Below are 15,814 nucleotides of genomic sequence, written 5' to 3'. Positions count from 1 at the left end.
TCAAATAACACTTTACTGTCGCTTTATGCCATAGTGGTTAAGTTTTTATAATCCGGTAATTCAGGACGTGTTTTTAAACTATCGTCAATCACCTTTAAGACACGTTGTCTTTCATTTCCCTGCAATGGCAATCTGGGCTTTCTAACGTACTCCGTACCTATACCCGTAGCAACTTCGGCCAATTTTATATTCTGAACCAATTGCGGGCTAATATCCAATTCCAACAAAGGAAGGAACCATCGGTAAATTTCCAAGGCCTCTTGCGCTCTTCCTGCTTTGGCCAATTCATAAATGGCGACCGTTTCCCTTGGGAAAGCGCATACCAAGCCTGCAACCCATCCATCGGCTCCTGCCAAAAGACTTTCCAAAGCCAAGGGATCTACACCGGTTAAAATTTTCAAATCATTACCAAATTGGTTTCGCAACCTTCCAATATTAATTATATCCCTTGTAGACTCCTTCACCGCACCAATATTCTCCATTTCCATGAGCTCTTGGAACATTTTTACCGTAACTTCAATTTTATAATCCACAGGGTTATTGTAAATCATTATGGGCAAATCTGTTTGGGAAGCAATATCCTTAAAATAAGTGACCGTTTCCAAATCGGTTGATTTGTACCTCATTGGTGGCAACACCATCAAACCATTTGCGCCGGCCTCTTGTGATTCCCTCGCAACGTCAATAGCAGTAGCGGTTGTTTGTTCTGCAATGGTCATCACTACAGGAATCTTACCATCGGCTGCTCCTAAGGTTTCCCTGATCAACACCTTTTTTTCTTCTCTGGTAAGCGTACTGGCCTCTCCCAACGAACCTCCCAACACAATACCGCTAACGCCCGCTTCTATCTGAGCCTCGATATTTTTTAGGAACATGGGCATATCCAACGTATCCTTCTCAGTAAATTTGGTGGTAATTGCAGGCATTACGCCTTTCCATTCGAATTTCATACAGCTAATTTTTATTTATTACTCCACAAAATTAGACCATCCAAAAGAGGATAATTCTACTAAAGTTAGCCTAAATTGATACTATATTACCAACTTAGTAGAAAATTATCTTGTTTTCGAATAATTTAAAACACTTAAAAAGCTGCTTTACTAGATATATTCTACCCCAAATTTATACACGCAGGTAGAAGTATAGGTTCTACCCGGGTCTAGCCTAGTACTTGGAAAATTGGGTTGATTAGGTGAATCAGGAAAATGTTGGGTCTCCAAACAAAAAGAACCTCTAAAAACGTAGGGCTTTCCACTTTTACCAATATCGGCACCGGTTAAAAAGTTTCCTCCATAAAACTGAACCCCGGGTTCATCTGTATAAACCTCCATGGTACGCCCACTTTCCGGCTCCACTACTTTTGCAGCCAAAACCAATCCTTCTGAATTTTTTGGTTCCTCGTTCAACACAAAATTATGATCATAGCCGTTGGCAAATTTCAACTGTTCATGTTCCTCTTCAATATCCTTACCAATGGGCTTCGGCTGTGTAAAGTCAAAAGGGGTTCCTTCAACTTTTACAACTTCCCCGTTGGGAATAAGTCCGCTATTCACAGGCGTAAATCCATCAGCATTGATCATCATTATATGGTCTGTAACATCTCCATTACCCTCTCCCTTTAAATTAAAAAATGAATGATGGGTAAGATTTATAAAGGTTGGTTTATCTGTCTCGGCCTTATAAAAGATTTTTAATTCGTTATCATTGGTAAGATCGTACCGTACGCTTACTTTCAAGTTACCGGGATATCCCTCTTCCATATCAGGCGATGTTCTGGAAAAAACAATATAATCGTCCTTTGCCTCATCTACATTCCAAACTACACTTTCAAAACCTTTGATTCCTCCATGTAGGTGATTTTCATTATTGTTGATGGCCAAGTCGTAGGTAGTACCGTCAATAGTAAATTTACCTTTGGCAATCCGGTTACCGTACCGCCCTATGGTTGCACCGTAGTAATTTTTTTTCGCCCTGTAGTTATCCAAATGCGGAAAGCCCAATACCACATCTTCAAAATTTCCATTCTTGTCGGGTGCATGGAGTGATATAAGTCTTTGACCATAGTTGGTAATGGTCACTTCCATTCCGTTATTATTTTTTAACGTGTACAACTTGACGGAATCCCCCTCTATGACCGTTTCAAAATTTTTGACGTTTAATTCATGCGATAATTTACTTTCTTCCATTTCTTCTTTTAGGGTTTCAATTGATTGTTCCTTTTTGGTTTCCTTACAGCTTAAAAGACAGATTCCCGAGATAAAAGTGGCGATTAATAACTTAGTAGCTTTCATGAAAATTTAAGGATTAGGTTGAATTTTTTGAACGAGGCTGAAGTTACCAAAAATTGTTAAAGAGCCCACATTTAAATTGAACGATATACCGATGAAATCTAAAGGATTTCCCTATTTTTGTGAAATTTTAGTTTGCTCTTATTTTATAGATAAACTAAGAAACAGGTAGGCTATCTAATGGAATTATTACCCAATCCTGCCCTATTTAACGGTAAATATTACACCATGAAAAAATTGATTACGCTGGCCTTCGGACTCGTTTTGGCCTGCAACTCTTCTCAAACGACAATTTCAAGTACCACGGAAAACAAGACGGCAAATGCTGCCAAAGATGTTGAAGCATACGCTACAACCATTACCGAGGCAGAACTAAAGGAAGATTTGTATATCTATGCCTCCGATGAGTTTGAAGGGCGCGAAACTGGAAAGGAAGGGCAAAAAAAGGCCATTGAATTTCTTAAGGAGAGATATGAAAAGTTAGGGATTCCAGCAGCTAAAGGTGGTGGCGATTATTTTCAAAAAGTACCTTTAGAAGTTAGTCAATTACCAGTGGGTACCATTACTGCTAACGGAAAGGAATTTCCCTTAGGCGAAGAATTCCTGACTTTTTCCAAAGCCCAAGGGGAGTTCAATAATGTGGTTTATGCAGGTTTTGGTATTGAAACCGAGAATTATTCAGATTATAAAAATCTAGATGTCAAGGGAAAGATTGTGCTCATCAAATCTGGGGAACCAATTGATTCCCAAGGAAATTATTTGGTAACAGGTACTTCTCAAAAATCTATATGGAGCAATATGTCAGAATCCATGGGGAAACGTATGGAACTGGCCACAAGTAAGGGAGCTAAAGGAGTTCTTTATTATGATCCGTTGAATTACCCTCGCTTTAAAAGTAGGTATGAATGGATGAAAGGCAATGAAAGTGGGCGGATGGATTTGGTAAGCAATGAGGCCGAACCTTTCTTCACTATCCTTATAAATACGGGTCTAGCCAAAGCGCTATTGCCCAAGATTGGTTCGGACAACAAACAGAGACAACTATCCATTCCCTTAGTACTAGACGTTGCCAGCAACAATGATTTAGTGGATTCTGAAAATGTAGTAGCAGTTTTAAAAGGTTCTGAAAAACCTAATGAATATGTAGTTATTTCATCTCATTTGGACCATATAGGGGTCACACCGGATGGGGAGATTAATAATGGAGCAGATGATGACGGCTCGGGCACTGTATCATTACTTGAAATAGCCCAGGCTTTTAAAACTGCTGCGGATGAGGGTAATGGTCCAAAACGTTCCATTGTTTTCCTACATGTTACCGGTGAAGAAAAAGGATTGTTGGGATCAAGGTTTTATACGGATGAAGAACCTTTATTTCCCTTGGAACAAACCGTGGCCAACCTTAATATCGATATGATTGGAAGAATAGATCCCAAAAGGGTGGGTGAAAGAAATTATATCTATCTAATTGGTTCCGATAAATTGAGTACAGAACTTCACGAACTTTCCGAAGAAGTAAACCAAAAATACACCCAGATAGAATTGGATTATACTTTTAATGATGAGAACGACCCCAATCGTTTTTACTATAGAAGCGACCATTACAATTTTGCCAAAAACAATATCCCAATCATCTTCTATTTTAATGGCACCCATGATGATTACCATAGGCCAAGCGACACACCGGACAAAATCAATTATGATTTATTGGAAAATAGAACAAGGTTAATATTTCACACAGCTTGGGAAGTAGCCAATAGGGAACAAAGAGTAGTTGTGGATAAAGCAACCAAGTAAAAGTAAGTACTTCAATCAAAAGCCCTCCCAAAATTTGGGAGGGCTTTTTTAACATATAAAAACAAAAAAGTCCTGTTGAATAACAGGACTTTTATTCTGGGTGGAAGACCGGGTTCGAACCGGCGACCTCTTGAACCACAATCAAGCGCTCTAACCAGCTGAGCTACAACCACCATGTAATCTCAAGTGCTCCAAATATATCTTAAAGACATGTGATAAAAAATCAGAAGTCATGGATTATTTGCAAGCGGTGGCAAAGGTAATTTTTTTTAAACAATCTTTCAAAATAAAATCTATGTTATTTTAAGGTAATCGCCATTATTCCCTTTATAACATCTAACATGTTCATTTGGATTACATTAGTCTTACAGGACAATCAATTTTATCGATGAAATACACTTCTCACTCGACCAAACACACATTTTTTGGCATTTCACAACATAAATTTAAAATCAGGTGCTTTCTAATACTACTTTAGTGATGAAATTAAGGCCAAATCATGTATCGTCAAAAGACGCAAAAAGAAAACAATTTAGATATGCACAGATTAAAGGGATTTATTTGTGCGGTATTCTTGCTTTTTGGTGTATTGGTTACGGCACAGAATAATTCCATAGATAGTTTAGAAGACAAATTAAGCGAACTTAAACTCAAGCCTAATTTTTCCAAAACGGATACTATTTATATCAATTTGCTAAACAATTTGGCCAATGCTCAACGTTTCTACAAATCAGATAGCTTACTTCTATTAGCTAATCAAGCCTTAAAATTAAGTAAAGAAAGTAATTATAAGTCCGGGGAAAGTAACGCACTCCTAGGTTTAGGGGACTACCACTCGGACAAGGGCCAACATAATAAGGCTATTGAGTATTTTCAAAAAGCTTTAGAAACCAGCCAACTTTCGCTCAATAGTGCATTACTATTGGAGGCTCAAAATAGTTTAGCCGTTGAATACTCCTATAAGGGGGATTATACCAATTCCTTGAAATTTTACCTTGCGGGAATAGATTTAGCCAAAGAAACCAATTCAGATATTCAGCTATCCGCCATGAGCGAAAATGTTGCCCATCTTTATATTAGCCAAAAAGATTACGATCAAGCTTTGGAATTTTACGAAGAGGTATTAAAAATCAATGAACGCATTGGTGATGATGTAGTATCGGCAGAAAGTATGAGCAATATTGCTTCTTTGTATGCGGATATTAACAATTTAGACCATGCCATGTTTAATGTCAACAGCAGCATTAAGGCATTTGAGGAACATAAGGTTATGGATTGGTTGGCCTATGCCTATGAAATCAAAGGCAAAATATATTTAAAGGAAAATAAATATAAATGGGCACTTCACTGGTACAATCAAAGTGAAATGCTACATCAAAACCTTGATGATGAAAGAGGAAAAATAGATCTCTACAATGGAATGGCAGAGGCTTATCTTGGGCTTGAAAATGACTCCCTAAGTGAAAAGTATGCCTTGAAGGCAAATGCCATATCGCATCAGATAAAATTTATGGAGGGAAAGAAAAAGTGTGCTCTTACCTTATATAAGCTCCATAAAAAGAAAAACAATTTTGAAGAGGCCTTAAAATATCATGAAATTTACCAAACCCTTCTAGACACACTTTCAAGAAACGAGAATAAGGCCAGCTTAAACATGCTAAAGACTAAAATGGAGCATGAAAGGCAAAAAATAGAATTAATTGAAAAAAACAAAAAAGAGTTAGCCTCACAACAAACGTACGTTTATCTATCTTTGGCCATTTTGGTCATCTTTTTAGCGGTTACTCTACTAATGCGTAGAGGTGAACGAATTCAAAGAAGTCTGTACCAAGAATTACAGAACAAAACCAAGGACTTGGAAAAAAGGGAGCTGGAACTTAGGAAAATAAATGAAACCAAAGACCGGCTATTTTCTATCATTGGACATGATTTAAGAGGCCCAATCGGTGCATTTCAAAGTCTATTGAAATATCTTAAGGATGGAGATATTGGCCAAGCAGAGTTCATGGGATTCATACCAAAACTCAGACATGATATTGACCATATTTCCTTTACATTGAACAACCTCTTATCTTGGGGCCAGAGCCAAATGAACGGACTAATTACAAAACCCACTTCTGTGGACCTGCAGACCATAGTAAACGAAAATCTTCATTTATTATCGGAGACGGCAGACAATAAATCCATACGATTAATTAGCCATTTGAACCCCAATACAACTGCTTGGACAGATGCCAATCAAATAGACATTGTTATAAGAAACTTAATAAGTAACGCTCTCAAGTTTACTCCAGAAAACGGAATGGTTACTATCTCTAGCATGGAAAAAAACGACCAATGGCAAATATCCATCAGGGACACAGGTGTAGGAATGAGTCAAGAAGTGATTAATAAGCTGTTCAGTAAAAATAGCAATGTAACTACCTACGGTACCAATAATGAAAAAGGTACTGGACTAGGACTAAGTCTTTGCAAGGAAATGGTAGAGGAGAACAATGGAAAAATTTGGGTGAACAGTAAGGAAAGAAAAGGAAGTACCTTTCATTTCACAGTACCCAAATCCAAAACCACTTACAAGAAAACCGCCTAGATAAGGTCGTTAAGCTTATCAATTGCCACTACACGTTCTACTGTAAACCCTTCTGCGTGTTCGGTATTTATCAACCTACCTAAATCACGAGCGCGATAGTCAACACTATCTATAAAGTTTTTACTACTGATGGGTGTTTCCGGCTCCTTGCTATTGGGGTCGTGAAATTGTGAACTATAAGCCAAAATAGCCTTCATTTTCACATCGATAAAGCCAGAAACATTCACTACAAAATCGGGTTCAATGTTTTGCCATTGTATAAAATGATATACAACTTTAGGTCTCCAAGGTTTTTGTAGTTCGTTTTCACCCTCAAGCTGGGTCTCAATTTTTATCAATCCACTTAAAAAACAGGCATCGCTCACCAAATTGCTTCCTCGGCCATGATCTATATGGCGGTCTCTGACGGAATTACAAAGTACTATATCAGGTCGGTACTGTCTTATTTTTTTGATAATTTCCAGTTGATGCTCCTTGTCATTTTTAAAGAATCCATCGGCAAAGGCCAAGTTATCCCTCACAGAAACACCTAAAATTTCGGCACTTTTCTTGGCCTCTATATCTCTAATTTCTGCACTGCCCCTTGTACCTAATTCCCCTCTGGTCAAATCTACAATACCAACTTTTTTACCGTTGGCAATTTCTTTTGCAATGGTAGCACCCGCACCCAGTTCTACATCATCAGGATGCGCGCCAAAGGCCAAAATATCTAATTTCATTAATTTCTTGCTATTTATCTTGAGTAAGATATCAAGATTGGTTCAAAATCACACTCCTTAAAAGAGCCTCCAAAAGATTAAATTTTCAGAAGTACAAATTTATTAAAATTATACCTGAACTTTTTTCCAATTGCCTTTTCGGAACCAGATGATAGATATTATGGCCAAAAGCACCTCGGCCGTTGTTATGGCTATAAAAACGCCCAACGCTCCTATTTCAAACGTAATTGCAGTGAGATAAGCCAATGGCAACTGAAACAGCCAGAATGCTACCAGATTGATTTTTGTAGGTGTTCGGGTGTCACCAGAACCGTTAAATGCTTGGGTAACCACCATTCCGTAGGCATAAAAAATATAGCCTGCCGCCATTATCTGCAGGCACAGACCGCCATTTTCTACCACAACAGGATTCTCATTGAACCATGCGGTGATGTCGTAAGCGAATAAAATATAAACAAGGGACACCGCCCCCATAAAATAGGCATTGTACTTACCCGTAATCCAAACGGAGCGTTCTGCTCTCTCAGGTTGGTCCGCCCCTAAATTCTGTCCTACCAAGGTAGCAGCGGCGTTGCTCATACCCCAAGAAGGCATTAAAGTAAACAGCATCACCCTAATAGCTATGGTATAGCCTGCTAGTACTTCACTACCAAATTCTGACATAATCCGCATTAGAAACACCCAACTGGAAGTCCCGATTAGAAATTGGGCTATTCCTCCTAGGGAGACTTTTATTAAATTAAACATAACCCCTAAACGAAGCGAAATATCCCTTAGACCGATTTTAATACGGCTCCAACCCCAAAAAAGAACCGACAATTGAAAGAGAACGGCACTGCCCCTACCAATGTTGGTTGCAATTGCCGCGCCTGTAACTCCATACTCCGGAATCGGCCCCCATCCAAAAATAAAAATAGGATCTAAAATAATATTGAGTCCGTTTGACAGAACCAAGGCCCACATGGCAATCGAAGCATCACCAGCACCTCTAAAAATGGCATTGATTAAAAAAAGCAACAGTATCGTTAGGTTTCCTCCCAATAACCATTGGGTATATCCGTACCCCTCTTCTATCAAATCTGCCTCCGCCCCCATTAAGGCAAGTGTTTCTTTGGAATAAAAGATTCCCAAAACGCCAACAATAATGGAAACTAAAACACCTAAAAGTATGGCCTGTACAGCCGATTCTCGAGCTCCATGTACATTTTTTTCTCCAATTCTACGCGCCACTATCGCGGTTGCAGCCATACTCAGGCCAATTGCAACGGCATAAACCAAAGTAACGACACTCTCTGTCAAACCAATGGTTGCAACGGCATTGACACTAACTTTACTTACGTAGGCGATATCTACAATGGCAAAGATAGACTCCATCATCATCTCCAATATCATGGGAATGGAGAGCATAAAAATTGCTTTTCGGATACTGCCTGTCGTAAAATCCAAATCTTTACCAGTAATGGAAAGAATGAAATATTGATATAACTTTTTTAATGAAATGTTCTGATTTCTCATGATGTTGAATTATGATTGGGTATGAAGAATATGCCAAGAAGCCGGTAAAGGTTACCAACTAAAATCCGAGTACTTCCCGGTGACATTTATGGATTTCATAATTCTTATAACTTCATGATGCCACAAAGATGGTAAAAATTTACATTCAAGTGAACATAAATTCTTCAAATTCACACTAAAAAGACCAAAAAGTACGTTGCAACTAATACCAAATCTTCATATATGAAAAAGTTTATTGGACTAAAAGCACGTGTTTTTTTAGTAGCATTCGCTTTTGGCTTTTGGTTAGGATGCTCCAAGGAAGACAGTAGAAACGAAGAGCTGAAAGAAATTGTCAACGAAGAAGGCGAAACGGAAACAGTTGACACCTCAGCTAATAAAAAATCGGTGGGAGATTCTGCCAATGATTTATTGAGTGATACCAAGTATACTGAATTAAAGCTGGAACTTTTTTATGTGGAAGGGTTCAAACCCGAAAACGCAACCATCGAAAACTTCGAAAATTTCTTGAACAGTCGTCTGCACAAAAGCCAAGGCATATCCATTGAAATGAAACCAATGGCGTCCCAAGAAAAGGAAACCTACACTACCCAAGAAATACGGGCGCTGGAAGATTCCATTAGAACACTATATAATAAAGATAAATCATTGGCCGTATTCGGTATTTTTTTAGATGGGGAATATGCCGAAAACACAGAAAATGGTTCCGTTTTAGGAATTGCTTATAGAAACACTTCTTTCGTAATTTTTGAAGAAACCGTACAAAGTTTTAGTGGTCAAACTTTTGGCCCTAGCCTTGAGGTTTTGGAAAGCACAGTGTTGAATCACGAATTCGGACATTTATTGGGAATGGTCAATGCAGGTACCCCTATGCAAAACCCTCACCAAGACGAAGAACACGGCAGACATTGTACAAATGATAACTGTTTGATGTACTGGACGGCAGAAACAGGTGAAGGGCTCATCAACATGCTAAGTGGCGGAAGTATTCCTGAATTTGACAGTCAGTGTCTGGCCGACTTGCAGGCCAACGGTGGGAAATAAAAAAACGCCCTAAACAAATATTGTTCAGGGCGTCGCTCTTTCAACTACTATTTTACTTTAGCTCAAGCTCTTGCACATCGGTAACACCTTTGCCCCTAATTGCTTCAAAATCCTTAATCATTTGTTGCAATTTTTCAGGTTGGGTAGCAGCTAAATTGTTCTGTTGTGCCAAATCATCTTTCAGGTTGTACAGTTGGTATTCACTATTGTTACCCAATTCAATATTAACCTGTTTATTGATAGCGGCACCTTTGTAAGGGGGAATCATGGCCCAGTCCCCTTGCCTAAAGGCGGTTCTTGAAGTAGCTTCGATTACCAGTTCATTTCTGCCTTGTTTGCTTTCGCCCATAAATGCAGAAAGAATGTCTTTACTGTCTTCACCCTTCTGATCACTACCCACTAACTTGGCCAATGAAGTCAATAAGTCTACTTGACAAACCATGGCATCGGAAACACCTGGCTGGATTTTTCCTTTCCAATAGGTCATAAAAGGTACCCGTGTGCCGGCTTCAAAAAGGCTGTACTTGCCACCTCGTAAAACCCCTGCTGGGGTATGGTCGCCTAATTTTTCTTCGGCATCATCGTAATAACCATCGTTGACTACAGGCCCGTTATCACTGGAAAATACAATTAAGGTATTTTCTAGAATACCCTCTTTTTCAAGAGTTTTCATAAACTCACCAATCACCCAATCGGCTTCCAAAATGACATCTCCTCTTGGCCCCATGCCCGATTTACCTTCAAAACGAGGATGCGGGGTTCTGGGTACATGTGGTTGCTGTAAAGCATAATAAAGGAAGAAAGGTTCCTTCTTATGTGTACTAACATACTCTTGGGCCTTGGTCAAGAAATGATCTGCCATATCAATATCGCTCCACTTGGCAGCCTCGCCACCTTTCATAAAACCAATTCTAGGAATGCCGTTAACGATACTGTTATTATGGCCGTGATGCCATTTCATAGTGGTCAACTCAGGATTGTCCAAACCAGTGGGTTCCCCTTCAAAATTATTTTTATAATCTACCGAAATAGGATCATTAGGATCCAAGCCATCTACATGGCCGTCTTTAATATACACTGTAGGCACACGGTCTTGCGTTGCAGCCAGAATGTAAGAATAATCAAAGCCGACTTCATTGGGTCCCGGAGAAACCCTTTGGTTCCAATCAACATTCCCATTACCAAGCCCCAAATGCCATTTTCCCACAATACCCGTGGCGTAGCCTTCGGCTTTAAGCATTTTAGGTACCGTCAATTGTTCTGTATCAATTATTAATGGTGCCGTACCCGGTAATATTTTGGCATCTTCATTGCGCCAAGGATACCTCCCCGTAAGAATAGCATAACGGCTCGGTGTACAGGTAGCAGAAGTAGCATAGCCCTTGGTAAACTTGATTCCTCCTTCTGCCAAGGCATCCATATTGGGGGTAGAAATTTCGGTTGCCCCATAGGCACTCATGTCTCCGTAGCCTAAATCGTCCATATAAATAAAGACGATGTTGGGTTTTGGTTGGCTTTCCGCTTCGGCAACCGGTTTCTTTTCTTCAGATTTACATCCCGTTAGCACTAAAGCCAATAGGACAGCTTTTAAAAAATGATTCTTTAAGTTAGTCATTTATGGTTTGCTGTTAATTAATTACAATTTTAAGTTCATACATCCGTACTAAATAGTAATTTCCACACCGGGATCAATGGTTATTTCAATCCCTTTCAATTGCATTTCCTCTTTGCCCTCACCAAGAATTAAGGTATATTTTCCTAAAGCATACACTTTAGGTTGATGACTTTTGCCTTTGATACGCATGGCAGAAACCAACTCTTGGTTGTCCTCCCGTACAATTTTAAGCAATTGATTGCTTTTAGAAGTTTTTATCCTGGGCAAATACCCAAAAGCCCGCCGACCGTCATTATCAAATTGTTGAATGGTCAATGGCCAACCGGGATACATGTTTTCTTCGGAATCGGAATTCAAATCGGCCAAAAACCGAATAGCTTCCATCTTTATGGTGCGTTCATGGGTATCGAAAGTTACCAAACCGTAGCCGGATGCCTTTTTCTGCGCCCTTTTGTAGCGGTCGAACTCCTCATCAAAATCATCGGTCGGGTTGCCCACAGCGTAGATATAATTATTGTTACCAAAACCATCTCTATAGCAACCCGTATTGGGTAGTCCGTGTTTTGGTCTATCCGTAAATGGTACGTTTACAGAATCTGGTTGCCCCCATCTCGGGTAACCGGTAGAAATGGCCGGTGTACAGAACGTCCATCCTCCATCACGAGGTTCGTTTACACTGTATTGCACTATAAATGGCAGGTGTTGATCTCCATTTATGTGTAAGGCGCACGCCTTTCTTATTATTTCTATGACCTTATCTCTTTTAGACTTGGGCCATCCACCGGAATCCAAGTCCCCGAAGAGAAATTGCTTATTAGGTCCGTGGTGGGTTCCTACGTTTGAAAATAAGGTCTGGCTGAGCAGCACTTTCATATGGGCCCCCTCCCAATTGCCGACCCAATTATTTAAAAAATCAAGCTGTCGTTGACCTAAAAAACTTAGTTGATCATTCTCTAACTCCTCTTGGTTGGCAGGTGACGTTAAATGGTCTACTCGTCCCAAACCCGGACGTACCGCCTCGGGGCCCGATTTAAATAAACGATCACTGACAATAGCAAAACTGACCCTGCCATAAACCAATTCGGTATACCACGTACTCATACCTGATGAAAGCGGTTTTGAATCATAGGCCTTTGGCATGTGGCCGCATTGGGTTTTGTTTACGACGTTGACGAAATTGGTGGTTTGTACCAAACCACTTTGTGCGTCCCTACTGCTGTTCCATTGTTCTATAGACACCCTTTTTCCACCATCTCCCCAAAGGTTACCTTGGTATACATCATGATCATCTGGGGTACAGATGCTAGGCCGATTTTTTAATACATCGCCAAAAGCCCACCCGAACATATACCATTTACCAAGATAATTTAGAATGGCCTTATCTTCAGGTTCTCTTTTTATGGGATAACCTCCATTTCCTTCATATAATTGGTCTCCAGAGAAATACAACATATCAGGGTTTGACTTCGCTAGATTTTCTACCAGAGGCCTATATGGGAAGCCCATGGCATGCTGACAGGTAAGTCCGCCAAAAATAAGCTGCCTATCTTTGGGCTCTTCTCGAATAACACCCTCATACAGATGTTTTTCTTTATCGAGATCATATTTTATACGATAGTTCACATTTTGATTAAGACTCCAGTCTTTGATGGTAAAAATCGCTGTAAATGCTACGGGGTCCATTGCGACGGTATCTACCTTGGCCCAACGCCCATTCTTAAGAAATTGGAGCTCCACTTTATCGGAGTCTTTTTCCCCCACGGGCGGAAGCTGTGCGGTCAATTTCAAAGTACTTTTTGACAAGGTGTACATGGACCAAAGAATAGGGCCGAAACTATTTTCTGGATGATGTTCGAGTTTACTTCCCGAAGTCTGCATATCACGCCACCAAATGGTACTTTCACTTTTCTCAGTACCTCTGTTCTCTAAGGCCATCAAACCTTCTAAAGTAGCCTGTAAGGTATGTTTCAACACTTCTGTGCGACCCTCTTTGTCTTCAGCTGTTAGTGTTAAAGTTGACTCCTTCCCTTTGGTTTCCGTAGTTAATTGTAGAGCGAATTCCTCCCATATAAAATCAGAAGGAAGTTCTTTAAACTCCGTATCGATATAGAGTCCTTTTTCCAAATCGACTCCCATTGAAATGCCCTTGCCAAAATAGCAAGCCGCTTTCACACTATCGGGGTCGGTAAAATCTTTTATTCCAACAGCAAAACCAACAGCACCCTTACCTTTATTGTTTTTTAAAAATCCAAGGTTTCCCGAAATCTGAAAACTTCCTGAATTACCGTTCAGGGTGTAGGTCAAAAGGTGTAATCTGGATTTTTTTTCTACTCCGGAATATTCAAGACGCTTGTTTTTGATTTCCCAATCTTCCATAGGAACGGCCCAAAACGACTTGCCAATCCATACCCTTTCATTCAATTTACTGAAATCCATTTCAAAATGGTTCTCCTTTAAGGATTGAGCGGGGTACAATACAGGCCTATTAGCGAAAATGCAATTTAAAGGACTTGCCAGTACGGGTACGGCAAGTCCTAAGTTTTGAACAAATTTTCTCCTTTTAATCGTCATTTGTTAATTGCCCAATTTAGGATTCACATTTACTTCCGATTCTGGAATTGGCCAAACATCATCGACTCCTTGTCTAAAATTTTTCGTGGTTACGTACCAACGTGCCTGTGGATCAATTTTCTTGGAAGTGGTTGGATATAACTCTGAATCTGGAAATGGTGCGCCCCAAAAGTCGCCTACCAATACCTCTTCACCAATACCCCATCTGAAAATATCCCAGAGCCTTTGGCCTTCAAGTGCCAGTTCAATACGTCTTTCGTTTCGTAAAATAGGTCGTAAAAGCGCTGGATCGGTTTCCGTAATTGGAGGGAGCCCTACAGACTCACGGCCTCTGACCTGGTTGATAGTCTCATCCAACAAAGCCTGTGTTATTGGATTACCAGCTTCTAGTTCAGCCTCTAAATAGCTTAAAAGAACTTCAGCATATCTGATAATTGGAATGTTACCCCCGTAGTCGCTTCTTAAATTGCCACTGAACGACTCATCAAAAAACTTTCTTAGTCCGTACCCCGTTCTAGTGGCTTGTTTGGAATACGTCAGTTGGTCAACAGATTCGGTATTATCAGGGTGGCAGTCATAAATACGGCCACTGAATTCCGAACCATCCCAAATGAAATTATATCTGAATCGTGGATCTCTGTTGGCTCCCATATCATCATAGTCAAAACGTGGGTCATCATAAGACAATGGAGTGCCATCATCAAAACCGTAGGCATCTGCCAAACTACCCAAAGGGTTCACAATGTGCCAGCCAGAAGCCACAGCCGGATAAGCATGCTGTGGAAGAGCGTTGCCTGCTTGCCCCCCAAAATACTGACTACTGAAAATATTCTCAGCACTATTTTCGTTGACCGGAGTAAACAAATTGGCATAGTCAGGGTCGATAATATTCTCCCCTAAATCAATAATCTGCTTGTAAACACCGGAAGCATCAGCAAAGCGTTGTTCACCCAAGTAAAGGCGCCCTAAAAAAGCGAGCGCTGCTTGTTTGCTTGCCCTTCCGGCCTCGGCACCCGAAAGCTGCCCATAAGAAGGTAGATCTTCAACAGCTGCCAATAATTCACTTTCAACAAAACTTACCAATTCTTGTTTTGAAGCTTTATCTACGTTGTTTGCTTCATCGGGGGTTAGCGTTGATGTTATAAGAGGCGCACTTCCCCAGAATTGAGAAATGTAAAAATATTGGGTGGCCCTTAAGAAAGAAACCTCAGCGGCCATTCTGTCTATTTTGCCCTGAGCCATGGGTACTTCAACAACATTCTCCAAAAAATCGTTACAAATCGCAATTCGCTGGTAAGAACCTTCCCAATATCCTTTGACCACATTGTTATTCGGTAAAAGCGTACCATTGGTCAACCGGTTCTGGGTGGAATTGTCTCCCCGGCGATCGTAGGCATTATCGGTCGCAAATTCCATAAAAACAATACCACAATAGGTCCACCAATCAGATGGCACCACCTGAGTACCATATTCAACTGCCCCTCGGTAAGCACCGGTTAGTGCTATATTGGCATTGGATTCTGATGTCCAAAAATTATCCTTTGCAAAAGCGTTACTCGGAAATTGCTCCAATTCCTTTTCACAGGATATTACCAAAACAGATAATATCAACAAGAGAAATAAACCTCTCTTAAAATTAATTTTATGGATGTATTTTATATATGTAGCGTTCATT

Annotated in this window: 10 protein-coding genes and 1 tRNA gene; 3 read left to right on the top strand and 8 right to left on the bottom strand. The window is 40.1% G+C overall.

All coding sequences use genetic code 11. The annotated features are described in order from the left end of the window. Positions 1-23 precede the first annotated feature (23 nt). Both BIZ36_RS11905 and BIZ36_RS11900 read right to left on the bottom strand, forming a co-directional pair. Complete coding sequence (locus BIZ36_RS11905; protein WP_187458131.1) at positions 24-950, bottom strand: dihydrodipicolinate synthase family protein; 927 nt, start codon at positions 948-950, stop codon at positions 24-26. Positions 951-1,100: 150 nt separating this feature from the next. Further along, the gene (locus BIZ36_RS11900; RefSeq protein ID WP_187458130.1) at positions 1,101-2,291 is read right to left on the bottom strand and encodes an aldose epimerase family protein; all 1,191 of its coding nucleotides are present in this window, start codon (positions 2,289-2,291) and stop codon (positions 1,101-1,103) included. 177 nt (positions 2,292-2,468) lie between these two features. Here BIZ36_RS11900 and BIZ36_RS11895 point away from each other — a divergent pair, with 177 nt between their 5' ends. Then, on the top strand, positions 2,469-4,085 hold the full coding sequence (locus tag BIZ36_RS11895) for a M28 family metallopeptidase (RefSeq protein WP_222937366.1): 1,617 nt from the start codon (positions 2,469-2,471) through the stop codon (positions 4,083-4,085). 98 nt (positions 4,086-4,183) lie between these two features. Here BIZ36_RS11895 and BIZ36_RS11890 read toward each other — a convergent pair. After that, a tRNA-His gene (locus BIZ36_RS11890) sits at positions 4,184-4,259 on the bottom strand. 364 nt (positions 4,260-4,623) lie between these two features. On the opposite strand from BIZ36_RS11890, the gene BIZ36_RS11885 reads away from it, so the two are divergent. Beyond that, complete coding sequence (locus BIZ36_RS11885; RefSeq protein ID WP_187458129.1) at positions 4,624-6,675, top strand: tetratricopeptide repeat-containing sensor histidine kinase; 2,052 nt, start codon at positions 4,624-4,626, stop codon at positions 6,673-6,675. On the opposite strand, the gene bshB1 is transcribed toward BIZ36_RS11885, so the two are convergent. Next, on the bottom strand, positions 6,672-7,394 hold the full coding sequence (gene bshB1 / locus BIZ36_RS11880) for a bacillithiol biosynthesis deacetylase BshB1 (protein WP_187458128.1): 723 nt from the start codon (positions 7,392-7,394) through the stop codon (positions 6,672-6,674). The two genes, BIZ36_RS11885 and bshB1, sit on opposite strands and share 4 nt — an antisense overlap. A gap of 108 nt (positions 7,395-7,502) precedes the next feature. Next, on the bottom strand, positions 7,503-8,909 hold the full coding sequence (locus BIZ36_RS11875; protein ID WP_187458127.1) for an MATE family efflux transporter: 1,407 nt from the start codon (positions 8,907-8,909) through the stop codon (positions 7,503-7,505). A 222-nt stretch (positions 8,910-9,131) separates the two neighbouring features. On the opposite strand from BIZ36_RS11875, the gene BIZ36_RS11870 reads away from it, so the two are divergent. Next, a complete protein-coding gene (locus tag BIZ36_RS11870) occupies positions 9,132-9,953 on the top strand; it encodes a peptidase (protein WP_222937365.1) in 822 nt (273 codons plus the stop codon). Between the two features lie 52 nt (positions 9,954-10,005). Here the strand turns inward: BIZ36_RS11870 and BIZ36_RS11865 are convergent, their stop codons facing one another. The 3 genes from BIZ36_RS11865 to BIZ36_RS11855 are packed head-to-tail and all read right to left on the bottom strand — an operon-like array spanning position 10,006 to position 15,813. Further along, positions 10,006-11,568, bottom strand: coding sequence for a sulfatase family protein (locus BIZ36_RS11865; protein WP_187458126.1), 1,563 nt, complete (start codon positions 11,566-11,568; stop codon positions 10,006-10,008). A gap of 48 nt (positions 11,569-11,616) precedes the next feature. Then, entirely contained in the window at positions 11,617-14,139 is a 2,523-nt protein-coding gene (locus BIZ36_RS11860) for an alkaline phosphatase D family protein (protein WP_187458125.1), read from the bottom strand. Between the two features lie 3 nt (positions 14,140-14,142). Beyond that, positions 14,143-15,813 (bottom strand): RagB/SusD family nutrient uptake outer membrane protein, encoded by a 1,671-nt coding sequence (locus BIZ36_RS11855; RefSeq protein WP_187458124.1) that lies wholly within the window; start codon positions 15,811-15,813, stop codon positions 14,143-14,145. Between the last annotated feature and the right edge of the window lies 1 nt (position 15,814).

Origin of the sequence: Cytophaga sp. FL35, assembly GCF_014349235.1 — a bacterium.
Lineage (GTDB): Bacteria > Bacteroidota > Bacteroidia > Flavobacteriales > Flavobacteriaceae > Euzebyella.
Note: the sequence above shows the minus strand (reverse complement) of the source record. Positions and strands in the feature narration are given on the sequence as shown.